Origin of the sequence: Salibacterium salarium, assembly GCF_030813635.1 — a bacterium.
Taxonomy (GTDB): Bacteria; Bacillota; Bacilli; order Bacillales; family Marinococcaceae; genus Salibacterium; species Salibacterium salarium.
Genome location: NZ_JAUSUM010000001.1, coordinates 149,823 through 171,738 on the forward strand (window position 1 = coordinate 149,823; position 21,916 = coordinate 171,738).

At 39.9% G+C, this 21,916-nt stretch carries 23 protein-coding genes; 12 read left to right on the plus strand and 11 right to left on the minus strand.

Going from position 1 to position 21,916, the window contains the following annotated elements:
* The first annotated feature begins 3 nt into the window (after positions 1-3).
* From J2S78_RS00805 to J2S78_RS00815, 3 genes are all read left to right on the plus strand, one after another.
* Entirely contained in the window at positions 4-1,038 is a 1,035-nt protein-coding gene (locus J2S78_RS00805; RefSeq protein ID WP_306895386.1) for an extracellular solute-binding protein, read from the plus strand.
* A gap of 417 nt (positions 1,039-1,455) precedes the next feature.
* The gene (gene aroA, locus J2S78_RS00810; RefSeq protein ID WP_306895387.1) at positions 1,456-2,802 is read left to right on the plus strand and encodes a 3-phosphoshikimate 1-carboxyvinyltransferase; all 1,347 of its coding nucleotides are present in this window, start codon (positions 1,456-1,458) and stop codon (positions 2,800-2,802) included.
* Positions 2,803-2,932: 130 nt separating this feature from the next.
* Entirely contained in the window at positions 2,933-3,907 is a 975-nt protein-coding gene (locus J2S78_RS00815; RefSeq protein WP_306895389.1) for a cation diffusion facilitator family transporter, read from the plus strand.
* A 203-nt stretch (positions 3,908-4,110) separates the two neighbouring features.
* On the opposite strand, the gene J2S78_RS00820 is transcribed toward J2S78_RS00815, so the two are convergent.
* From J2S78_RS00820 to J2S78_RS00845, 6 genes are all read right to left on the minus strand, one after another.
* The gene (locus J2S78_RS00820; RefSeq protein WP_306895391.1) at positions 4,111-4,749 is read right to left on the minus strand and encodes a YpmS family protein; all 639 of its coding nucleotides are present in this window, start codon (positions 4,747-4,749) and stop codon (positions 4,111-4,113) included.
* A complete protein-coding gene (locus tag J2S78_RS00825) occupies positions 4,742-5,731 on the minus strand; it encodes an SGNH/GDSL hydrolase family protein (RefSeq protein ID WP_306896964.1) in 990 nt (329 codons plus the stop codon). The genes J2S78_RS00820 and J2S78_RS00825 overlap by 8 nt, the downstream gene beginning before the upstream one ends.
* A gap of 216 nt (positions 5,732-5,947) precedes the next feature.
* Positions 5,948-6,451, minus strand: coding sequence for a hypothetical protein (locus J2S78_RS00830; protein ID WP_306895393.1), 504 nt, complete (start codon positions 6,449-6,451; stop codon positions 5,948-5,950).
* Between the two features lie 306 nt (positions 6,452-6,757).
* On the minus strand, positions 6,758-7,006 hold the full coding sequence (locus tag J2S78_RS00835) for a helix-turn-helix domain-containing protein (RefSeq protein ID WP_306895394.1): 249 nt from the start codon (positions 7,004-7,006) through the stop codon (positions 6,758-6,760).
* Positions 6,999-7,178 (minus strand): YvrJ family protein, encoded by a 180-nt coding sequence (locus J2S78_RS00840; protein WP_306896965.1) that lies wholly within the window; start codon positions 7,176-7,178, stop codon positions 6,999-7,001. Before J2S78_RS00840 ends, J2S78_RS00835 begins: the two co-directional genes overlap by 8 nt.
* Positions 7,178-7,780, minus strand: a complete 603-nt coding sequence (locus J2S78_RS00845) for a sigma-70 RNA polymerase sigma factor region 4 domain-containing protein (RefSeq protein WP_306895396.1) — start codon at positions 7,778-7,780, stop codon at positions 7,178-7,180. Before J2S78_RS00845 ends, J2S78_RS00840 begins: the two co-directional genes overlap by 1 nt.
* Before the next feature lie 345 nt (positions 7,781-8,125).
* Between J2S78_RS00845 and J2S78_RS00850 the strand changes: the two genes are divergently transcribed.
* Positions 8,126-8,332 carry a hypothetical protein gene (locus J2S78_RS00850; RefSeq protein ID WP_143006038.1) on the plus strand — a complete coding sequence of 69 codons (207 nt, stop codon included), beginning with the start codon at positions 8,126-8,128 and terminating at the stop codon, positions 8,330-8,332.
* Positions 8,333-8,472: 140 nt separating this feature from the next.
* On the opposite strand, the gene J2S78_RS00855 is transcribed toward J2S78_RS00850, so the two are convergent.
* Positions 8,473-9,381 (minus strand): DMT family transporter, encoded by a 909-nt coding sequence (locus J2S78_RS00855; RefSeq protein WP_306895399.1) that lies wholly within the window; start codon positions 9,379-9,381, stop codon positions 8,473-8,475.
* Between the two features lie 563 nt (positions 9,382-9,944).
* Here J2S78_RS00855 and J2S78_RS00860 point away from each other — a divergent pair.
* Positions 9,945-10,256, plus strand: a complete 312-nt coding sequence (locus J2S78_RS00860) for a hypothetical protein (RefSeq protein WP_306895402.1) — start codon at positions 9,945-9,947, stop codon at positions 10,254-10,256.
* Positions 10,257-10,722: 466 nt separating this feature from the next.
* Here J2S78_RS00860 and J2S78_RS00865 read toward each other — a convergent pair whose 3' ends face one another.
* Entirely contained in the window at positions 10,723-11,640 is a 918-nt protein-coding gene (locus J2S78_RS00865; protein ID WP_306895404.1) for a prenyltransferase, read from the minus strand.
* A gap of 203 nt (positions 11,641-11,843) precedes the next feature.
* Here J2S78_RS00865 and J2S78_RS00870 point away from each other — a divergent pair, with 203 nt between their 5' ends.
* The 6 genes from J2S78_RS00870 (at position 11,844) to J2S78_RS00895 (ending at position 18,137) form a co-directional block, all read left to right on the plus strand.
* On the plus strand, positions 11,844-12,137 hold the full coding sequence (locus tag J2S78_RS00870) for a metal-sensitive transcriptional regulator (RefSeq protein ID WP_125560497.1): 294 nt from the start codon (positions 11,844-11,846) through the stop codon (positions 12,135-12,137).
* Between the two features lie 50 nt (positions 12,138-12,187).
* Positions 12,188-12,397 (plus strand): copper chaperone CopZ, encoded by a 210-nt coding sequence (gene copZ / locus J2S78_RS00875; RefSeq protein ID WP_306895407.1) that lies wholly within the window; start codon positions 12,188-12,190, stop codon positions 12,395-12,397.
* A 37-nt stretch (positions 12,398-12,434) separates the two neighbouring features.
* Positions 12,435-14,858 carry a heavy metal translocating P-type ATPase gene (locus J2S78_RS00880; protein ID WP_306895409.1) on the plus strand — a complete coding sequence of 808 codons (2,424 nt, stop codon included), beginning with the start codon at positions 12,435-12,437 and terminating at the stop codon, positions 14,856-14,858.
* A 264-nt stretch (positions 14,859-15,122) separates the two neighbouring features.
* A complete protein-coding gene (locus J2S78_RS00885; protein WP_306895411.1) occupies positions 15,123-16,046 on the plus strand; it encodes an ABC transporter substrate-binding protein in 924 nt (307 codons plus the stop codon).
* Between the two features lie 93 nt (positions 16,047-16,139).
* Positions 16,140-17,117 (plus strand): FecCD family ABC transporter permease, encoded by a 978-nt coding sequence (locus tag J2S78_RS00890; protein WP_370871510.1) that lies wholly within the window; start codon positions 16,140-16,142, stop codon positions 17,115-17,117.
* Positions 17,118-18,137 (plus strand): FecCD family ABC transporter permease, encoded by a 1,020-nt coding sequence (locus J2S78_RS00895; protein ID WP_370871494.1) that lies wholly within the window; start codon positions 17,118-17,120, stop codon positions 18,135-18,137. It abuts the gene before it with no gap.
* 206 nt (positions 18,138-18,343) lie between these two features.
* Here the strand turns inward: J2S78_RS00895 and J2S78_RS00900 are convergent, their stop codons facing one another.
* The 3 genes from J2S78_RS00900 to J2S78_RS00910 form a co-directional block, all read right to left on the minus strand.
* A complete protein-coding gene (locus J2S78_RS00900; protein ID WP_306895414.1) occupies positions 18,344-18,832 on the minus strand; it encodes a hypothetical protein in 489 nt (162 codons plus the stop codon).
* A gap of 164 nt (positions 18,833-18,996) precedes the next feature.
* Positions 18,997-19,620 (minus strand): class I SAM-dependent methyltransferase, encoded by a 624-nt coding sequence (locus J2S78_RS00905; RefSeq protein WP_306895415.1) that lies wholly within the window; start codon positions 19,618-19,620, stop codon positions 18,997-18,999.
* A 488-nt stretch (positions 19,621-20,108) separates the two neighbouring features.
* Positions 20,109-20,516 (minus strand): GNAT family N-acetyltransferase, encoded by a 408-nt coding sequence (locus J2S78_RS00910; RefSeq protein WP_306895417.1) that lies wholly within the window; start codon positions 20,514-20,516, stop codon positions 20,109-20,111.
* Between the two features lie 431 nt (positions 20,517-20,947).
* Here J2S78_RS00910 and dhaK point away from each other — a divergent pair, with 431 nt between their 5' ends.
* The gene (gene dhaK, locus J2S78_RS00915) at positions 20,948-21,904 is read left to right on the plus strand and encodes a dihydroxyacetone kinase subunit DhaK (RefSeq protein ID WP_306895419.1); all 957 of its coding nucleotides are present in this window, start codon (positions 20,948-20,950) and stop codon (positions 21,902-21,904) included.
* The last annotated feature ends 12 nt before the right edge of the window (positions 21,905-21,916 follow it).

Genomic DNA, 21,916 nt, shown 5'->3' on the forward strand with positions numbered 1-21,916 from the left:
ATCATGATAAAGCAGATGGTTCCGTTTTCTTTGCTCGTATTGTTGTTGGTGATTGGACTGTCGGCCTGCGGAAGCATGGAAGACGATGCAGCGGAAAATAATCAAGAAGAAGCTTCGCAAGAGGAAGCAATAACGATTTATACGAGCCGTGACAACGATGTAGATAGAGAACTTTTTTCCGTGTTCACAGAAGAAACGGGGGTGGAGGTAAACGTTACGTCCGGTAGTGATGATGAACTTATAGGTCAGCTTGAAAAGGGGAATGCCCCCGAAGCTGATGTTTATTTGTCAAAAGACACAACATATCTTCAGCAGGCACAAGCTGAAGATGCGTTGCAAGCCATGGAAACAGATGTCATATCAGCCCATATTCCAGAAAGTGTTCGTGCGGAAAACATGGAGTGGGTTGGATTAACCAAGAGTCCTCGCGTAATCGTCTATAACACGGGGGCGGTAGAACAGGAAGCGTTGTCCACGTATGAAGCGCTTGGTGAAGAAGAGTGGGAAGGCCGTGTAGTGGGTGGTACTTTCGATAATGTCTATAACCAATCATTTGTAGCTTCGCTTATTACGATAAATGGTACGGAATCTACTCATGCCTGGGTGGAGGATATGGTAGGGAATTTTTCCGGCGAAAGGAAGGACTCCGAACGCGATAAAGTAGAAGCTGTAGTTGCTGGTGATGGAGATGTAGCTATTGTCAATTCCCAATACGTGCAACCCTCAGATGATCAAGTCGGCGTATTTTTTCCGAATCAAGAAACGAGTGGAACTCATGTGCATGTGAGTGGTGCAGCAGTTCTTGAGGCAAGTTCTAACCCGAACGCTGCCTCAGATTTTATCCGTTTTCTCACTAGTGAACAGGCGCAAGAGAAATGGACTCAGGAGAATGGCGAATACCCGTTGCATTCGGATGTTGAGCCAGCGGAAATGTTGCAATCATGGGGAGAATGGGAGGAACAAGATTTAACGTTGGCAAAACGGTCGGAAAATCATTCAGAGGCGATCATGCTGATGGAAGAAGCGGGCTGGAATTAGGTTTTTAATGCTCTTACTTTATAAGCTGGTACTAATGCTCTTCCACTAGGGAGCCGGAGCGGAAAAGCATTAGTCATCAGCGAGGGCGGTGGATCTTGGGCGCAATTTTTAGCGTATATCGTCTTGTCGTCGTGAATAAAGCATCAATACTATAATTTTACTAGCCGAATTGCAGCTATTACTAGCCAAAGTCTGTCATTTATTAGCCAAATCCGCTATTTTACTAGCTAAACCGGTAGTTACTGTCCAAACGATGTTGTTTACTTGCCAAAGTTGCTGCTTTACGGTCCAAATTTGGATTTATACTGTCCAAAAGTTAATCCATCTCCATATGAAATTGAACTTGATTAATCGGCACCAAGGTGATGTAATATAAGGAATACAGATGTTTTACATAAAGAAAGGACGATAGATAGGATGGGTAAACCTGATTTAAGAGCACGGTCTCCGTGGTCCTCGTTAAATGATGTAAAAAGTGTAGCAATAGCTCCGTTGAAAGAAGGGACTGTGCAAACAGATATTACCATTCCGGGTAGTAAAAGTTTTACCAATCGAGCACTAATTATGGCGGCATTGGCCAAAGGAACATCCGAACTGTCCGGGATTTTGCGTAGTGATGACTCCTATTGGTGTATTGATGCCCTGCAAAAACTAGGGATACAGGCTGAAGTCGAAGGTGACACTGTTAAAATCGAAGGATGCGCTGGAGAGTGGCCAGTAAAAGAGGCCGAGCTTTACATTGGTGCAGCGGGAACGGTCGCGCGTTTTCTCCCAGGTGCGCTGGCAGTTACCGACAATGGAACGTTTACAGTAGAGGCAAGTAAAAGAATGAGTGAGCGCCCGGTACAGCCATTGATAGAAGCTTTGCAGACGCTGGGTGCCGAAATAGAATATCTCGATAAAGAAGGATTTTATCCGCTTCGTGTTCACGCTCACGGACTTACGGGCGGTAATGTATCGATTTCCGGAAAAGTGTCGAGCCAATTTATTAGTGGACTGCTTCTCGCAGGAACGTATTCCAAAGAGCAATTAAAAATAAATATTCCAGATTATATTGTTCAACATGCTTATGTAAAAATAACACTTGATTTGATGAAGGAATTCGGTGTGGACGCAGTATTTGATGATGATTTAACAGAAATGAGTGTACCGTCTGGAGGCTTTATAGGTAGAGAAATGGCGCTCGAAGCGGATGCCTCGACTGCTAGTTATTTCATGGCACTTGCGGCAATCAATAACGGCAGAGTCCGGATCAACAATTTAACGATGCAAACGAGCCAACCGGACATTTATATGGTAGATGTCTATGAGAAAATGGGCTGTACGGTTACTCGAGATAAAAATTACATCGAAGTGCAGGGGACACCGCAACTAAAAGGTGATTTTGAAATTAGTATGAAAGAAATGTCAGATCAGACGCTGACCCTTGCTGCTATTGCTCCTTTTGCGGACGGCCCGATTACAATAACTGATGTAGAGCACATTCGTCATCATGAGTCGGATCGGATTCATGCAGTATGTACAGAACTTCGAAAAATGGGAATTCAAGTAAAAGAGTTTTCGGATGGATTAAAAGTGTACCCTGGTAAGCCGGTTGGTGTAGAGTTGCACTCTTACGATGATCATCGGGTAGCGATGGCTCTTTCCTTAGTAGGGACAAAAGTTCCAGGGATTTCAATGGAAGACCCGGGCTGTGTGTCTAAAACTTGTCCAACCTTTTATGAATTGTTTGAAAAAACAGGAGTACCCGTTACATACTCGTAAGGCTGTAGCACCAATGGAGATGAACCATTTTTATTGGTGCTACATTTATTCTCAAGGTGATGAATAGCATAAAATTCGTGTATTCGCTTATATTAATAGGCAAAACATCTTTTGGAAAGGTGAAAAACTAATGTCTATTATCGATTTTTTTAAACAGGGCAATACATCATCCGGAATATCAGCTCTTGGTAACGTCGCTTTGGCAGTTATAAAAGGAATTGGTGCGGTGATAAGCGGAAGTGGTTCTATGTTTGCGACAACCATGCATTCCGCAGCGGATGCCACGAACCAAGGGTTTGTCTTTTTTGGTAGTGCTCTAGCTGAAAAGGAACCGACAAAACGCTTTCCAGCTGGTTTTGGACGTGTTATTAACTTATTTGTACTGGTAGCTGTCGCTATCGTTACTGTAATGGCATATGAAACCATTATAACGGGGTGGGAAGGAATTCAACATCCTGAAGCATCAACTAATTTTTGGATGAATGTTATCATTTTAACTATATCGGTTGCCATTGATGGCTCCGTTTTAATAAAAGCGATGAATGAAGTGGTGAAAGAGTCGCATTCCAGTGCTTCTGGTTTTCAAGTCTTACCTGAAGCTTTTAAAAATATTCGCTATGCTGCTCCTCCTACACGGCTTGTTTTTTATGAAGACATTGTGGCAACATTTGGTGCCTTTCTTGCATTAGTGTTTGTCGTTTTATCGGATATAACGGGAATGTATATGTTGGACGGCGTAGGTTCAGTGTTAATCGGATTGTTACTGATCGGGATTGTGTTGAAAATCGGTTATGACAATACTATCGGGTTAATTGGTGTGGCAGCCCCGAAAAAGGTGGACGAACGCATTACTAAGATCGTCATGGATCAGGAATATGTAGAGGATATAAAAGCAATGCGGATTCTTCAAGAAGGAAAAGATTATCACGTCGAAGGCTATGTTGAGTTAAAAAAAGGACTGTCTTTGGACAAAGCTGATGATGTAAAGAGGCAGATTCGTGAAGCGGTTTTAGACGATCCTGATATAGACGATGTCACCCTCGGGGTAATTGAAGCAGATGAGAAACAGAATATAAAAATAGAAGATAAACCTCAGCCAGAATGAACTCCTTCACGAATTGATCGGACGGTACAAACGTCGGATTATGAAAAAAACGGGCTCCCCTTTTAGTGAAAAACCTGTAAGGAAGCCCTGTACGTCCGGTCTAGAACCTGTTGCAGGCCTGCAGGACGCAGGTCAGTTCGGCGTTGCCACAGGACGTGGCGTTCTTAGCCAAACTTCCACTATCTAGGGCACTTCCGTTTTTCTTATTGAAAATAATTCATAATTGTATTTTGATTAAAAGGGAGACTCTCGTATGGCGTGTGGACGCTGAACGAAATCTCATCGTTTTCTAAATCAAATTGTTCCGCCCGGACTCGAATGTTGTTATTTGTACTAATGTCAGTTATAGCAACATAAATATTTTCGCGGCTTGGGTTAACCTCTATCCACTCCGGCATTTCATAGTTATTTTTAATGTATTTTAACACTTGGCTATTCGGTAATTCGAGTAATCCGAGACGGATAGAATCTTGTTTAAGAATAAGATCTCCATTTTCTTGAACTTCTGGGACGAATTTTACAGTAGCTGGTATTTGTTGACTGAACGCTTGAACAGCCCCTGTTAATTCCACTGTGTTGTTTAAATCCACAGAGTAGGAAACATTTTGATTTTGAGGAAGCTGATTAATGTATTGTTCAATTAATTGATTAAGATTTTCTTTATCCGATTCAATTGAAAATTCAACATCCGCTTCTTCGGACTGATTGTTCGAAGGGGAAATGGGGTCAGTCGGCGGTACACGAAATACTAAAACGAGCCAAAGGATGACCCCTAAATTAATAGTGAGCAGGGAGAGGAACAACCATTTCCATATTTTAATTTTTTTCATTTTATCATTCATTCTGGTTCTCCTCATCTGCTGTAGAATCTTCTTGATAGGATTCGATACCAGGTTCAATGTAGTCTAAGACTCTGTCGGCTATAGAAGCGTAGCCCCGTCTGCTTGGATGGAAATTATCATCAGAATAATAGCTTTCATCAACCTGTTGAAACAAATCGTATATAGGGATGAACGCCGCATTGTCATTTTCTTCGACGACCTCTTCTCCTATAGTATTCCAATCGGTAATAATTTGATTTAATTCAGGGATATTTGAAAAATACATATTAAAAGGATTATAAATCCCGATGAGATAAATAAAAGCATCTTCATTTTTCTCTCGTATTGTTTGGAAAATCTCTTCTAAATTATTTTCGTACGTGTCGGATTCCGCTGTAAAATCTTCATAGTGGAGATCCGTGACATTGGTCTTTAAAATTTTCATAATGTCGTTTGCCCCGATAGTAAGCAAAATGGTATCAGCACTTTCAAGTGACTCTGATATATTCGGATTCTCTAATCGATCTAATAATTGTTCGGTCCGGTTTCCGCGCTTTCCATAGTTTTTTATATGAAAAGAATTTTCCGCATTGTTTTGTAACGATTGCTCTACAATGCCCACGTATCCCCCGTTATCCGAGGAATCGCCAACTCCCTGCGTTAAAGAATCTCCAATTGCTACCATATTTAAATCCGATTGTACGGAAAGTTGCCGCGATTCAAGCACAACATCTTGCACGGCTTCTTGAATATCTTGATCAAAAACCTCTTGCGGTTCTTCTGTAGAGGAAGAAAGAATATTTTCATCAGAATGCTGGGACGAGTCCTGTTCTTCCTGCTCTGTTTGTGAATCGGAAACTGCGGATGGTATCATATCTGAACTATCTGCCGGCATGCTAGTAATATACCAAGCACCTGTCGGAAGCATTAATAAAAATAAAAAACCGAGCGCAATAAGGGCTTTTTTCTTCATGTGAATCACACCCAATAATATTAATTGCATTGAACTCAAAAAGAGGTATCCTACGTCCACCTCATTGATTCTAAGAGGATATCATAGTTTATGATGAATGAAAAATGTAAAGCAGTGGAAACGCAATCAGTTAGCCCTCTTTATACTATTAATTATATCAGGTATTAGGCAGGAGAGGGAAAGGTTTCAGGGGACACAAGGAAAAGGGCATACAGTTTTTATTCATGATTAAAATAGTGACATCATCTAAATATTACTAAAATAATCGACATCCACTTCAATAATTTCTTCAATCTCATCTAATCCGAACTCATCTTCTACTTCTCCCTCAATTGTAACTTGGAGACGATCGGCATTGTCGGGAAAGTTAATCTTATAGTAATCCGTATTTTGTTCCTGTTCTCCAGGAGAAAGCGTCGTTTGTAATTTTCCGTCTGTTGTATTGTCATTTTTGTTTGTTGTCACGGAATCTTCGAGGATATTTCCGTGTTCATCTAAAACGTACATTTTAATAAAATTGTGTCCATGCGTTAATGTTAAATCCGAAGAAGAGTTAGGATTTTCAATATATGGTTGAAAGTATATGGTCTCATCATCAGGGTTTGAGTATTTTAGCCCTACTTCAACACGTTCGGTCAATTGTTTGTAATCATGGCTGAATGTAGGGGTGCTAAAAAAATATACACTCATCGCAATACCACCGATAAGTACTGCGGCTGTGAGCCATTTGAAAAACGTAGCTTTTGTCATATGTGTTTCAACACCTTTTTGGAAAATAACGAGGCGGATAGCGACATTCCAGTTTCTGTCGCTTCATTATAAATCAACTACAACCACGGAAAAAAGCGAACAACTAAACCGTTATATAGTTTTAATGTCTTTGTTATATATATGAAAAATTGTTAATACATCGTTGGTTTTATAAAGTATCTACTGTATAGACGAATGAAAAAAGGAAAAAGTTTCAATACCCCTGAAATTTGTTGCATTAGCATGAAAACAGACACTCAGGAAAAATGGGCAACCGCCCAAAAGCTCTGTCACAAATGTTTTGCATTAGAGCTTTTGAGACAGCCCTGTCTGCTTCTCGCAAAACTCGAAGAAACCGGGGATACCTTTTATGTGAAAGTGATGAATACTTTCAAAGCAGGCTAACCGCAAATCCTGCTGTAAGTCCTCCCTCTCCTGCATCGATGTTTGTTTTAACGATTTTTGGATAAAAGGTTCGAATTGTTCGAGAATGTCAGACATAGCCTCCGAATCGTTATTTCTAGCTTTTAGCGCTAACTCCATTAAATTACTCATCCTTCCCCTCCTTTTTTGGTGTTGAGCCGGGGCATTCTTTGGACTCCTGTAAAAGATGTTCTATCCGTTCAATCCTTTTTTCAAACCGAAACAATAGATAAAAAGTAATAACAATCGGGAATCCAAAATTGGCAAGCATTTGAACAAAGCCGGCCGCATTTAAAACGTTCATCAATCGCATCCCCACCTTTGTGTGTACGTTCTTATTTTATCCAGTGCTTTTTGCCTTGTTTTAAATACGGCTTGTTGACTAATGGAAAGAGCTTTTGCAATGTCCGTATCCGTCCAGCCCTCTTTATACTTTTTATTCAATACGAATTCTTGATGAGCCGTTAAATGTCGAAAAGCAAAGGATAAAGTTTTTTCCGAAAATAAGTCTGCAAGATTTTTTTCTTCTAAATTTAACGTGCTTACGTGAATCAAAGAATCAGCAAATGTGATGCTTTTATCGGAGGTAAGCGGTTTATCCATGATCAGCGGATATCGTGCTCTGTTCTGTTTGAGCTGTTGATCAAAACGTACAGCCCGCCAATGCAAGATTTTCATCATATACGAAGTAAGCTTCATTTCACCATAGAAAAGGTAGAAGGCTTGATTTAACTGACTTATATTTTGTGGTGTTGGCTGACATATGGCTAAGACGAGAAGTTTACGGTGTTGTTCGTCTTTTATGAATTGCTGAATAATAGGTTGTTCCCATAACGATGGTTGACTTTCAATAAACGTGTCGAGCCGTTGACAGTGCCCAATTAGCCATTGTATTTCTATGTTCATATTTACGGTCCTCCTTTATCTGCTTGTCTTATCAAAAGACAGATTTTGAATTTGAAAACAACCTTAAAATCGAACGTTTGTTCTTATATTAAAACAGAAAAGGGAGAGGAGTGCAAAATAATAGTAGGGAATGGATTAAATTCAATAAGAAGGTTCCACTAGAAAAGAACGAAAAAGGAAATGTGTGGAGAGAGGTAAAACAAAAGCATAATGAGTATGAAATATCGAGGATTAATCTCCTTCAGTCAGCCTAAATAAATTTATACTCGTGACGATTAGGTGTTGAAATTCTAAAACAATAATATACGATTTAGTTAGATAGTATCTATTGAAAGGGGTGTTATGATGAATGAGAAATTGCGTACCCGGATGATGGGTATGTATGGCCTTATTGTCGCTACTATTGGGTTGTCATTCGCTTTGTTTGGAAGTTTGTCTTTTTCATTTGATAACATCTATGAGTGGTTACTTGTAATAGCACTAGTTGCGATACTTCTGTTAGGGTTATTACAATTAATCGCAGGGGTGCCGTCACCTTTGAAAAAGAAATAGTTAGCATTACGCGATTAATAAAGTCAAATCATAATACAGTGAGCTAATAAAAAGACAGGGATAAAGTGATTTGGGGTTATTTTATACCGAGCGGACATCTTTAAGAATAAAAATGTCCGCTCTTATTCATAGTGGCAGCGTTATGAGGTCTGTTTCAACGCTTGGGTTTCTGTATCTTTTTCACGTTCGGATACGACAAAGATAGAAGTGAGAACAAGGAGAACTCCGACAATCTGCCAACCGTCGAGAATATCACCAAAAACGGTAACACCAATAAGAATAGCAACAACCGGCTCAATAGTAGTTAAGATAGACGCACGACTCGATTCGATATAGGTGAGTCCGTAAGTATAAAGGATGTAACCTAAAACAGTAGGCACGAAGGCAAGCCCAATCGCAAACAAAATAACGTTCACATCGAAGAGCAGGTCTAGTTTCCCGATCAAACCCCCAGCAGGTATCATCAAAAAGCTCGCACATATAAACGAATATGCTGTAATGGTAAGGGAAGAGTAGCGCTGGCTGACGTATTTTCCGAAAATACTGTACATCGCATAAAAAAATCCTGATCCAAGTCCAATGATAATCACGTAAAAGGAAATCGTCGTATCAAATGCCGGAAGCAAACCAACCGTGAACGCACAACCTGCCATAGTGAAAAATAGGGAGAGGATTTTGCGTTTTGTGAACCATTCCTTGAATAGAAAGCGGGAAAGAATAGTGACAAATAAAGGACCTGTGTATAAAAGCACCACCGCAAGCGATAAAGATGCTTCTTCCATGACCGTGAAATAACACCAATTAAAAAAGACAATACTTACTACACCAGTTCCGATAAAAAAGGGAAGATCTTTTATGTTTATTTTTAAATAGGAGGGGTGACGGATCAAAAGAAACCCGACAATTAAAATAGCGGAAAAAATAGCTCGAATGGCGACCGTTTCCCAAGGTGTGAATCCGGCATTATATAAAGCTTGTACAAATAAACCGATAAATCCCCATAACGCCGCACCCGCAAAAGCGAAAAAATAGGCTTTATTTCGTGTCATCCATTTCTTCCTTTCTGACATTATTTCAATTAAAGATTTTCACCTGTCATCATGCACAATGACTACACGTGTCCTATCCACGAATCTAGGTTATCACCCTTTCTAGGTAAATTTCTACCACTTCAGAATAGATCCATATTCTGAAACAAAATATTATACAAATATTGTAAATTGGAAACGGAATGTATTCTTAATGGAGGCATAGTATAAGTGAATTTTGTAATCCGTGTAAAGGGAGATACTGAGGAGGTTCAAAAAAAAGCTGGAATGTAGTGTATGAAGGAATAATTCCCGATGGAATACAAAAAAATATTTTAAACTCAGCCTGTTGAAGCATTTGATGATAATTTCGATGGTCATATCCTGAAGACTGTACGGATGGTTTTAAAAGTTTAGTTATTAAGCTAAGAGGCGTTTACCCGGAGCAAGGAAAGTGTCTTTTTTATGAAAAAAAGAATTGAGTTATTGGTCCTATTTTGAAATAATTGGTATTAAGCAATCGGGCAGCATTATCTAACAGGAAAAATTGTCTTTCTATTCTTCAATAATTAGGGGGGAGCTCATTGGCTACTTGGAAGCTTTATGCTATAACGGTTGTTGAAATTATTATATTCTTAACTATTGGTTTCATTTTAGCTGAATCAGTGTTGAGCAGAATATATGAAAATGTTGGTATAGCTTACATGGGTAGTGTCGGGAATGTATGGTTCGGTTTATCCTTCTTATTATTTTGCTTATATACATTGTTTCGTAGTTTCGTTTTACCTAAAAAAAATTATCTTCTAAAAGAACGTATTACCTCCCTAACTTTTTGGATTGTTTTTGTCTTATGTATTTATGCCGTTACCTATCCTTTTATAAAAGGAGAAATTTAAACTGGTATTCCATTATAGGGCGTGCTGATCGAATAATTGTGCGTTCTAAGTAATCAAGGAAGGTTATTTTTATCCGAAATTTTATTGAGAAGTATGAATGGAGTCATAAAATACAACACCTGTTTTTTAATGATTAAATATTGCTCCGATTTCTTTAAACCTTAATTCGTTATATAAACGCAATGTTGTGGTTGTTTTAGTTTCTTCATAGCATGTAACACATAAATTGCTTCTTCTTTTTTTCATAAATATGCTCTGGTGTTTCTTTATTTGAAGTTTCATTTTCAAATATAGATGTATCTTTCGAAACCCTTCAGTATGTAAGTGTCTGTGTCAAAGAAAACGTTACACTATTTGAATGAAAAATTTAACAGTCATAAAAAAAGACCATCAAATGAGCATACAAATTGATGGTCTTCTTGTATTACACTTTTATTTAAGACTCCATTTAGTAAACTAGATAATCTTACAATCCTTGTATAAGTAAAGCAATAATCTGCAAGCCTCCACAACGGACAGAAGCTTTTAACGCCGCTCCCATGAATGGAGGATAGGATTCGGGTGGATTCGTCTCACCAAGAGAACGGAGAACTCGAATTAATGGAATAAAACCAATCAGACTAATCAGGCCGTACCAAGGAAGGGCTTGGACAAGAACACAAAGGATAACGGTAAGAAAAGCAGCGATTGTCATCCATTTTGACAGTATCAATCCTTTCCTTTCTCCCAACACAACGACTAATGTTCGTTTTCCCGCTGCCTCATCCGCTTGTTGATGAAGAAAATGGTGATTATATAAAACGAGTGTCGTCAATATTCCAACCGGAAATGATAGGAATAGCGCACGGATATCGAAGGTTCCGGTCTGTACAAAATAGGCACCCATCACGGGAAGGATACCAAAGGCAGTAAAAATGGCAACCTCACTATACCCTTTTCCTCGATAACCGAATTTAAGCGGTGGAGCTACGTAAAAATAAGCAATAAGTGCACCGATGGCTCCAATAAGCAGGACAGGCCAGCCTTTGGCCACACTGATAATGATCCCGCATATCACAGCAACAGCCAGTAGGCCCCAAGTAACAGAAGCGAATGTTTTATCTGTCAGAGCACCGCTTGTCAAGATGCCAGAATTCGTTGGAATCCCATCTTCTATCTCTTCTGCTTTATCGTCTGCGCCGTTCCGATAATCCCACAAGTCATTAATCATATTAGAAAATAAATGCGCAGCTATGGCTCCTATTAAAGTGATGATAAACCACAACGGCTCAAACGTTTCATTCCAGCTGAAAGCCCCGGCAGTTCCTAATATAACGGGTGTAATGATGACAGGAAGCGCAAAAGTCCGGCTTGCCTTCATCCAGAATTTTAATTTATCTTTCAAAACTCATGACCCCCTTTTTTCCACAATATATGTAGAAATATGTCGTAAACGTATACTTCATCATTGTACGGAAACAAGGACTACCTTATCAAGATTTTCAGCTTAGAATAAGACTTTTTTTGAAAAGTTGAATAATAGGTTTGGAAATGGTACATTATAAATACAGGGTATGGGTATTTATAATAAAGGATAGGTGGGATTTCATGGAGGAGAGTAATCATCAAAAACATACGGTGCAGCCTAATAAACAGCAGTTGTTGAACCGATTGAAAAGAATAGAAGGACAAGTTCGAGGTGTACACAATATGGTCGAAGATGACCGCTATTGTGTGGATATTTTAAATCAAATTGCGGCTATCCAATCGGCAGTAAATAAGGTATCCCTTGCCCTTGTGGAAGATCATACCCACCATTGTGTAGCGAATGCTATTAAAAATGGGGAGGGCGAAGAGTCAATTGAGGAGTTAATGGAAGTAATGAAGCGGATGGTAAAATAATGTTTAAAATATACCTTACAGGTGTATAGTATAATATAGGAGGAATAAAAATGACTACAGAAACGTTGAAAGTACAAGGAATGTCTTGCGCGCATTGTGTGCAGGCGGTAGAAGGCAGTGTCGGAGAATTGAAAGGGGTATCGGACGTTACGGTTCACTTAGAACAGGGAACTGTGGATGTTGTATATGACAAGGATGTAACGTCTCATGCAGATATTGTAGAATCTATCGATGACCAAGGGTATGATGTAGAACAATAGGTATTCCTTTTCCCTTAAAAGAAAGGAGCGAGGGAATATGAGTGAGCAAGAAGAAATCTCCTTAAACATTTCGGGTATGACATGTGCAGCTTGTGCGAACCGGATTGAAAAAGGGTTGAATAAAATAGAAGGCGTAGAGAATGTCAACGTTAATTTGGCGACGGAACGTTCAAACGTAACGTATAATCCGGAACAGACTAGTCCAGAAGAATTTGAAGAAAAGATTGAGAAGCTAGGTTATCAGGTGGAGCATGATAAAGCGGAATTCAATGTGATTGGTATGACGTGTGCGGCGTGTGCGAATCGGGTGGAAAAGAAATTGAATAAGCTTTCTGGTGTGTCAGAGGCAAGTGTGAATCTTGCGATGGAGACCGCAGCGGTGGAATACAATCCGAACAGTGTCTCGACGAATGATATGACAGAAGCGATTGACAAAATCGGGTACGAATTGCAGGAGAAAGCGGATGAAGAAGCAACCGAAGATCACCGCGATAAGGCGATTCGCAAGCAGACGATGAAATTTGCAATTTCTGCACTGTTGTCTCTGCCGCTTTTATGGACGATGGTTACACATTTTGAATGGACCTCGTTTATTTGGATGCCCGACATATTAATGAATCCGTGGGTACAGTTGGCTTTGGCAACCCCTGTACAGTTTATCATTGGCTGGCAGTTCTATGAAGGTGCGTATAAAGCACTTCGCAGTAAAAGTGCTAATATGGATGTTCTCGTTGCTATGGGTACCTCAGCTGCTTACTTTTATAGTATTTTTTTAGGCTGGCAGTGGCTGAATAACGGAGCAACGGAGATGCCTGAACTGTATTTTGAAGCTTCCGGGATTATTATTACGTTAATTGTGTTAGGAAAATTGTTTGAAGCCAGGGCTAAAGGAAGAACCTCTCAAGCCATTAAAAAACTACTCGGTATGCGCGCAAAAACGGCTGTTGTCTATCGTGATGGAAACGAAGTTGAAATTCCGGTAGAGCAAGTACAAATCGGGGACACGGTAGTCGTGAAACCAGGTGAAAAAATTCCAGTAGATGGTGAGGTGCTGGAAGGGACTTCTTCTATAGATGAATCGATGTTGACTGGAGAAAGTATGCCGGTGGATAAACAGCCGGACGATACGGTTTTCGGAGCAACCATGAATAAAAATGGTGTGCTTCGTATGAAAGCATCGAAAGTAGGAAAGGACACGGCGCTATCTCAAATTGTAAAAGTAGTGGAAGAAGCGCAAAGCTCTAAAGCAGAAGTACAGCGGTTAGCGGATAGAGTGTCAGGTGTGTTTGTTCCAACAGTTATAGGTATAGCGTTTGTAACCTTTCTTATTTGGATTACGCTCGTTGATCCAGGGAATGTTGGGAGTGCCCTGATGCCGATGATTTCCATTCTTGTTATCGCCTGTCCTTGTGCTCTTGGACTCGCGACGCCCACTTCGATAATGGCAGGATCTGGACGAGCTGCTGAAATTGGTGTTCTTTTTAAAGGCGGCGAATATTTAGAGAATACCCGTAGTGTGGAAACGGTTGTGCTTGATAAAACAGGTACAGTAACTAAAGGGGAGCCAGAATTAACAAATGTGATTGCCGTTGGGAATTGGACCAACAATCAAGTGGTACAATACGCAGCATCTGCAGAAAAAGATTCTGAACACCCCTTGGCACGGGCCATTGTTGATGGGGCACATTCTACATCAGTATCTTTGATGGACGTAGAAGGAATGGAAGCCATACCCGGACAGGGAATCCGTGCAATGGTTAATGGCAGTATTGTTCATGTCGGAACCCGGAAGCTGATGGCGGAAGCGTCCGTCACAGTCGAGGAAGACACAGAAGAAAGACTGCAATCGTTCGAAGCAGAAGGAAAAACAGCAATGCTTGTGGCGGTAAATGGAAAGTATGCCGGCATGGTCGCTGTTGCGGATACGGTGAAAAACACGTCAAAACAAGCGGTCCACCGTTTAAGAGAAGCCGGACTGGATGTGGTTCTTTTAACGGGAGACAACCAGCGGACAGCCGATGCAATAGCCGAGCAAGTAGGGATTGACCATGTGATTGCCGGGGTGCTCCCCGAAGAGAAAAGTGCTGAAATTCAGAAGCTTCAAGAAGCAGGTCAAAAAGTAGCGATGGTTGGAGACGGCATGAACGATGCCCCTGCACTTGCCACAGCTGATATAGGTATGGCCATAGGAACAGGTACGGATGTTGCGATTGAAGCTGCTGATATTACACTCATGCGGGGCGATGTGAACAGCGTGGCGGATGCCATCTTAATGAGCCGAAAAACGATGAGAAACATTAAACAGAACCTGTTTTTTGCGTTTGTGTACAACACATTAGGTATCCCTATTGCTGCGATTGGTTTACTGGCTCCTTGGGTAGCTGGAGCAGCCATGGCATTCAGCTCTGTGTCCGTCGTCTTGAACTCGCTGCGCCTGCAAAATATTAAATTAGCTAAATAGAAAGGAGGCTGTCCCAACCGGGCAGTCTCTTCTCATGTATTAGAATAAAAGATATATCGGCCAGTTATGCAAGACTAAACACTCCTTGTATTAATAGACAGGTGCTAGGAACAGGTCATATTTGTTATATGAAAAATGGATATGGCCCCGTGAAAAACACATATTTTCCTTAGAATATTTTTTTGCATCCATTGCTTTCTTCGTTCATCTCAGATAATATGAAATCAATAATCATTATCAATTGCAAAATGGGGGATTATGAAGTTGAAAATAAAAACGATATACACGATAATTAGTTTAGCATTAGTCACCGTCTTGACAGCTTGTGGCGATGGGGATGAAAATCAGGAAATGGGAAGTGAAAACGAAGATGCCCAGTCGACACGTACATATACAGACAGTCTTGATAGAGAAGTAGAAATTCCTGAAGAGCCTCAAGATATTGTTGCTATCAATTATTTTGGGGAATTAACTGCACTAGGTATTACACCGGTCGGGGCGACAGATTATGATCTAGACAAGTATGAAGATGAAGTAACAGAAGGAATCGAAAGTGTAGGATCTGAAGAAGCAGATGCTGAAAAAATATTAACGTTAGACCCCGATTTAATTGTTGTGTCTGATTATCGGGAAGCAGAGGCGATTGAAAATTATGAGCAAATCGCTCCAACAGTAGCTTTAGAATTCGGAAAACCACCGTTGGAACAGTTGGAAACTGTCGCTGAACTGACAGGTAGAGAAGAAGAACATGAACAGTGGACAGAGGAGTATGAAGCAGACGTAGAAGAGGCACGAGAAGAGATTGATCCATATGTGGAAGATGGAGAGACAGCGGTTGTTATGCAATTTTATGAGAAAGACATTTATATGTATTCCACATCAACGTTTCCTACCATATATGATGCGGCACAGTTTGAGCCGACAGAAGAAGCCAAAAATATTACTGATTCAGAAAGTTTGTCACAGGAAGTTATTCCAGAATACAGCGCCGATCGAATCTTTGTTATGTTTGCTGATACTACGGCAGAAGAAAATTATGAAGAGTTGAGTGAAAAGTCAATTTGGGCAGATCTCCCAGCTGTGCAAAATGACAAGGTGCATATTGTCGATAATGATTATTGGAGTGATTTTAATGCAAAATTAATGGAGTGGCAGTTAGACGATCTTGTAGAAAAAATAAAAGAATAAAATGTAAGAAGAGGTTTAGGATGTATGAATCATTCCACGGACAATAATCTATCTAATGAAAACAAAATAAAAAATAAAGGTCCGTTTGGAGCTATGATGATTCTTATTTTTGGAACCCTTACCCTTATTTTCGGGCTTGGGCTTTCGATTTCTTTTGGTGCAGCTTCCATCGATTTAACAACGGTATGGCAAGCCATTTTCGCTTTTGATGCGGATATCACGGATCATCAAATTATACAAGAAGTAAGGCTGCCTCGTGCCCTTGGTTCTGTTTTGATAGGCGCATTTCTAGCGGTGTCAGGGGCAATCATGCAAGGAATGACGAGAAACCCATTAGCGTCTCCTGCTATTTTAGGGGTGACAGATGGAGCGGCATTTGCGATTGCCATTGCTTTTGCCTTTTTTCCAGGTATGTCGTATCTCGGTTTAATGGGCTGGTCTTTTGCAGGAGCTGGCCTTGGGGCTATGCTCGTTTTTGGGATTGGAGCTTTTGCTAAAGGAGGCGTTACCCCGGTGAAGCTGGCTTTGGCTGGCGTTGCGGTTGGAGCAATGTTAAGTTCGTTTTCCTCAGCTATTGCTATTCATTTTCGTGTGGCACAAGATATGAGTTTCTGGTTTGCCGGCGGTCTAGCTGGTGTGCAGTGGATCAGCGTACAGTTGTTGGTGATTGCGGCAATCGTGGGACTAGGATTGGCGCTATTAATATCCAGATCTATTACGATTCTTAGTTTAGGGGAAGAGGTTTCCAAAGGTCTCGGACAAAAAACAGTTGTCGTGAAAACGGCAGGCATTATTGTTGTTCTTCTGCTTACTGGAGCAGCGGTGTCTGTGGCGGGGCGGATTGGTTTTATTGGTTTAGTCATCCCTCACATTACAAGGTTTTTGACAGGAGTGGACTATCGTTGGATTATCCCTTGTTCAGCAATACTAGGAGCCTTGTTACTTGTTTTGGCTGATTTAGGCGCACGGATGGTAAACGCCCCGTATGAAACGCCGGTCGGTGCAATAACAGCGCTTATTGGCATCCCTTTCTTCCTATATCTCGCACGCCAAGAAGGGAGGGGGTTGTAAATGGATATGGCTCGAAAAAGACTCCAGCGATTTCTCCTAGTATCTATGGTATTATTCATCCTTATTGTCATAGCCTTTTTTATAAGTATGAACCTTGGTACATACCCTCTTTCTCCATTAGATACATTTAAAGCTCTTATCGGATCGGGGACAGAAGAGGGATCGCTAGTATTGTTTAGTTTTCGTCTCCCTCGGATAGTACTTGCGTTATTAATAGGAATAGGATTGGCGGTATCAGGAGCCATCCTTCAAGGAATTTCTCAAAATGAGCTTGCCGAACCTGGTATTATCGGCATCAATGCTGGAGCAGGTTTAGCAGTTGTTTTATTTATTTCTTTTTTTGAAGGATCCACGGGAGCACTGGGGTTTCTGTCTGTTTTTGCTATGCCTTTTTTTGCTTTACTAGGAGCATTACTGGCGGCCTTTTTAATTTACGTATTGGCTTGGAAACAAGGAATTACACCAGTGCGGCTTATTTTGGTAGGGATAGCAATCAACGCAGGTTTCAATGCTGTACTCATTATTTTTCAGCTTCGCATGGAACCAAATGATTTTATGCAGGCGACTATTTGGCTTTCTGGAAGTATATGGGGAGCAAACTGGGGTTTTGTGTTATCGATTCTCCCTTGGATTGTCATTCTTGTCCCGTTTACATTATGGAAGGCACAACACTTGGATGTGTTAAACCTTGGAGATCAGGTGGCAACGGGTCTTGGGGCATCAGTGGAAAAAGAGAGACGTATTTTATTGATAGCAGCTGTTGCTCTTGCTGGAGCAAGTGTCGCTGTTGGAGGTGGCATTGCCTTTTTAGGCTTGGTTGCTCCGCATCTTGCCCGTAGACTGGTCGGTCCGAGTCATCATTTTTTAATACCCACCTCAGCCATTATGGGTGCGTTATTATTGTTGACAGCCGATACGATTGGAAAAAATATTTTGGCTCCGTCTGAAATACCAGTTGGTCTTGTCGTATCAGCACTAGGAGCCCCATACTTTATCTACTTACTCATGAAAACAAATTAAAAACAAAGGTGGAGGCTGTTTCTAAAATGGAAGCAGCCTTATATATTGTTTGTTGAATGACGATGCTTTTCTGTACCCGGAAGAGTCAGGATCGGGACAAATCGTGAAGGAAAAAAGGGAGAAGAGTCGAGCAAGAGTCAAGATCGAGACAAATCGAGAAGTCTAAAAAACGAATTTGTCCACCATATAAGATGATTTAGGATACTCTAACTCGTCTTATCAAAATGCTTTCTTTTTCCAAATATGAAGCGTACAACAAAATAGAAAATAATGAAATTAAGTAAAATTCCAATACTCATGTTAACATCCCCGCTAGAAAGTAGGTTAGGAGTAAGAAATTTTGATCCACTTTCACTATAGACAGTTAAGAAGTTAAATGGAAACCCATAAGAATAAACAAAACGATCAGTGTGTAAATGTGTAGGAGATAAATCTGGAATAAACATAGCCAAAAGAACAACTAAAACAAGAGAAAGCCAAAGAATTGATTTTTTAATATAACCCTTGCCCCACCCCTTATTTCTATATAGAAAAAGCATTATAACAAATGTACCAATCGCTGCAGTCCACCCATAATAACGTTCGGCATTGTCACCGATAATTGAATAATAAATCATGTAACTCATTACGCTTAAAACGGTTAAGAGCACGAAAAATATAAAAACAAATCGAAATGATTCTAAAGTTACTCTCACTTATACTCCCCCTTCTTTAAAGATTGAATTGAAAAAACGTCTTAAAGTATTCGACCCTATTGCTTAATACCAATTATTTCAAAATAAGGCCATTAACTCAATCCTTTATTTCATAAAAAAGACGCTTTTCTTGTTCCGAATAAGCGTCCTATAATTGAACAGCATTATGTGTTAATTTTGCTAATCACAATCTTTCTGTACATCCCTTTAAACATTAGTGGAGTATCTTCTGTTACAGATAAAGTTCCTTTATGCCTCTCACACAAGGACTCAAAATTCAATCCTATGTCAGTGCCTAATAGCTTAATAAAGGGTCTCATTACTTTTTTCAAAGGAGAAAGTCTTTTGCCTTTAGGTGAAAATTTATCAAAGATAATAATTTCTCCGCCTTGTTTTAAAACCCTTGTCATTTCCTTAAGACACTTATCTGGATCAGGTACCACTGATAGTATAAGACTTCCTATTATTAAATCGAATTGATTATTGTCAAAACTCATATCCAGTACATCCATTTCTTTGAACTGTATGGAGGAACCTTTGAATTTTTCCCTAGCCCTTTCAAGCATTTCTGGAGAGTAGTCTATTGCGGTGATACTTAATTCACCGTAGTTAATTTGTTCTAAGTCAGCGCCAGTTCCCACACCAACGAACAGTATATTTTGTGTCCTATCTAATGTACTCCCTTGAAATATCATTTTTCGGGCGTTGAGAAAATGACCTGAATTAAATAATTTATCATATAGAGGGGACCAAATTTTGTACACCATACCATTCCAACGATTGTTCATCTCTTACCCCCTTAGTTTTGAATTCGGCTCCAAAAATAATCCAAAACACATCCAGAATTAGTAGAGGTTACAAAAAAGGAAATGAAAATCAGGCTGAGTAATAAATTTTATTTACAAGAAGGGGCTGAGACAACAATATCGTCGGCACTGATCGATCAGCTCGAGGACCGACTTTGTCCCAGAGCATCGAAAGACATCGTATTTATCAACCCTGCCCACTTTTTTGTGGATTTTCCCCACTCCTTACTGGTTGATATGTATGAAGGACGGCTCCTTTTTTAAATCCATTTTATACATCCTTTCAATGTGGGTTTTAGAATTGTAAAAACTCTTAATATCATCATTACGTATGTTGCGTTTCTTCTGGTTTGCTATTTTAATTTTGCATATCTATCACTGCCCCTTTTAGTTTAATATGTTTTACTTAACAAACTGGTCCAACTTAGGGCGAGCACTTATTCAAGAAGTACTTTAGTTTGAATAACCTCTTATATGAATTTTTGCATACCGGGTCCATCTATAGGTCTTTCTTGGAAACCGAGTTTTTTGTAAAAATCTATTTTTCCCCTTGCACTGGAAAGTTGAACCCATTTAATACCACTCTCTTTACACTTCTCAACAAGCAAGTTTAAAATCTTACTCCCAATACCTCTATTTTGATAGTCTGGATGAACTATCATATCTCCGATAAAGGTTTGGTACACTCCATCTGAGATAATGCGACCGAAAGCAATTAATTTTTCATCATTATAAACTGAAATCAAATACCAACTATTACTTATTGCTTTAAACAGATCCTCCTTAGTAAAGGTTCCGTTAGCATTCCATCCTGTAGTTTCATATAATTGATAAAATTCTTCTTTATTTGGTACTGTACCCCTATAATTAATTGTCAAACAAATCTCCCCTAGAAATAATCGAATAAATATGTATTTTATTGCATTATTACACACTGTATAATTAGATTTTGCAATGAGTTGTTTAACTAAACTGCTCTATTACCTAATGCCAATTATTTCAAAATAGGGCCATTAACTCAATCTTTTATTTCATAAAAAAGACGCTTTTCTTGTTCCGGGTAATCTTGTCAAGATAATAACCCCCACCTACTTTTCATCTTACAAATTTTCATTATTAAAAATCTGTGACATCTATATCTAGTGCACTTTTTCCATTGATCGTCTCATTCTGGTGATGCGAGATGCGAGCTTTATTACCTATCATGAAATAAGCTTCTTTAAAACTTTTAAAGGATAATAAGAAACGAATGTAGAATAAAGTAAAACGATAAAGGGTAAAGAGGCAATTAAGGGAGGATTGGAACTTAATGAAAAAAATAGTAAACAATCCAGAGAACGTGGTAGATGAAATGTTGGAAGGAATAGAAGCAGTCCATTCTCATACGTTAAAACGACTTCCTGATTCTAATGTACTGGTGCGTAACGAGGCGCCTGTCATTGGAAAAGTAGGACTGGTAAGTGGCGGAGGAAGTGGCCATGAACCAGCTCATGCCGGATTTGTTGGAGAAAATATGTTAGATGCTGCAGTCGCTGGTGAAGTATTTACATCACCGACACCAGATCAAATATTTAAAGCGATAAAAGCAGTCGACAGCGGCAATGGTGTCCTTCTTATCGTGAAAAATTACAGCGGGGACGTGATGAATTTTGACATGGCTGCAGAAATGGCAGAAGCAGAAGGAATTCAAACGGAGCAGGTCATCGTAAAAGATGATACAGCTGTTGCAGAGGAAGAAGATCGGCGTGGAGTGGCAGGTACGATTTTTGTTCATAAAATTGTTGGAACCGCTGTAGAAGAAGGATTGAATTTAAAGGAAGCTGTTGAATTAGCACGACATACGGCAGGAAATGTCAGATCTATGGGAGTGTCATTAAAACCTAGTATTGTACCTGCCTCGGGCAAACCTGGATTTACTCTAGAAGCAGATGAAATGGAGATTGGAACGGGTATCCACGGGGAACCGGGAATGGAACGAAAACCTTTAAAAGAAGCCAACTGTATAGCGGAAGAATTGCTAGAGACCGTGTTGGATGATTTAGACGTCACAGCCGGTGAAGACGTTGCAGTGATGACAAATGGACAGGGATCGACGCCGCTGATGGAACTTTATATCGTGCACCGTAAAGTAGCGCAATTACTTGAAGAAAAGAACATACATTTGAAACATTCTATGGTTGGTGAATATATGACATCGCTTGAAATGGCAGGGTGTTCGATTACGGTATTACGCTTGGATCAGACGTTGGAATCATACTTGTTGTAATCCAAAATGGAG

Coding starts and splice junctions, on each gene's coding strand:
- J2S78_RS00855 (WP_306895399.1), bottom strand. CDS start 9,381: ATGACACGAAATAAAGCCTATTTTTTCGCTTTTGCGGGTGCGGCGTTA.
- J2S78_RS00815 (WP_306895389.1), top strand. CDS start 2,933: ATGTCTATTATCGATTTTTTTAAACAGGGCAATACATCATCCGGAATA.
- J2S78_RS00870 (WP_125560497.1), top strand. CDS start 11,844: ATGGAGGAGAGTAATCATCAAAAACATACGGTGCAGCCTAATAAACAG.
- J2S78_RS00825 (WP_306896964.1), bottom strand. CDS start 5,731: ATGCAATTAATATTATTGGGTGTGATTCACATGAAGAAAAAAGCCCTT.
- aroA (WP_306895387.1), top strand. CDS start 1,456: ATGGGTAAACCTGATTTAAGAGCACGGTCTCCGTGGTCCTCGTTAAAT.
- J2S78_RS00820 (WP_306895391.1), bottom strand. CDS start 4,749: ATGAATGATAAAATGAAAAAAATTAAAATATGGAAATGGTTGTTCCTC.
- copZ (WP_306895407.1), top strand. CDS start 12,188: ATGACTACAGAAACGTTGAAAGTACAAGGAATGTCTTGCGCGCATTGT.
- J2S78_RS00835 (WP_306895394.1), bottom strand. CDS start 7,006: ATGAGTAATTTAATGGAGTTAGCGCTAAAAGCTAGAAATAACGATTCG.
- J2S78_RS00830 (WP_306895393.1), bottom strand. CDS start 6,451: ATGACAAAAGCTACGTTTTTCAAATGGCTCACAGCCGCAGTACTTATC.
- J2S78_RS00850 (WP_143006038.1), top strand. CDS start 8,126: ATGAATGAGAAATTGCGTACCCGGATGATGGGTATGTATGGCCTTATT.
- J2S78_RS00845 (WP_306895396.1), bottom strand. CDS start 7,780: ATGAACATAGAAATACAATGGCTAATTGGGCACTGTCAACGGCTCGAC.
- dhaK (WP_306895419.1), top strand. CDS start 20,948: ATGAAAAAAATAGTAAACAATCCAGAGAACGTGGTAGATGAAATGTTG.
- J2S78_RS00905 (WP_306895415.1), bottom strand. CDS start 19,620: ATGAACAATCGTTGGAATGGTATGGTGTACAAAATTTGGTCCCCTCTA.
- J2S78_RS00895 (WP_370871494.1), top strand. CDS start 17,118: ATGGATATGGCTCGAAAAAGACTCCAGCGATTTCTCCTAGTATCTATG.
- J2S78_RS00890 (WP_370871510.1), top strand. CDS start 16,140: ATGATGATTCTTATTTTTGGAACCCTTACCCTTATTTTCGGGCTTGGG.
- J2S78_RS00840 (WP_306896965.1), bottom strand. CDS start 7,178: ATGAACGTTTTAAATGCGGCCGGCTTTGTTCAAATGCTTGCCAATTTT.
- J2S78_RS00805 (WP_306895386.1), top strand. CDS start 4: ATGATAAAGCAGATGGTTCCGTTTTCTTTGCTCGTATTGTTGTTGGTG.
- J2S78_RS00880 (WP_306895409.1), top strand. CDS start 12,435: ATGAGTGAGCAAGAAGAAATCTCCTTAAACATTTCGGGTATGACATGT.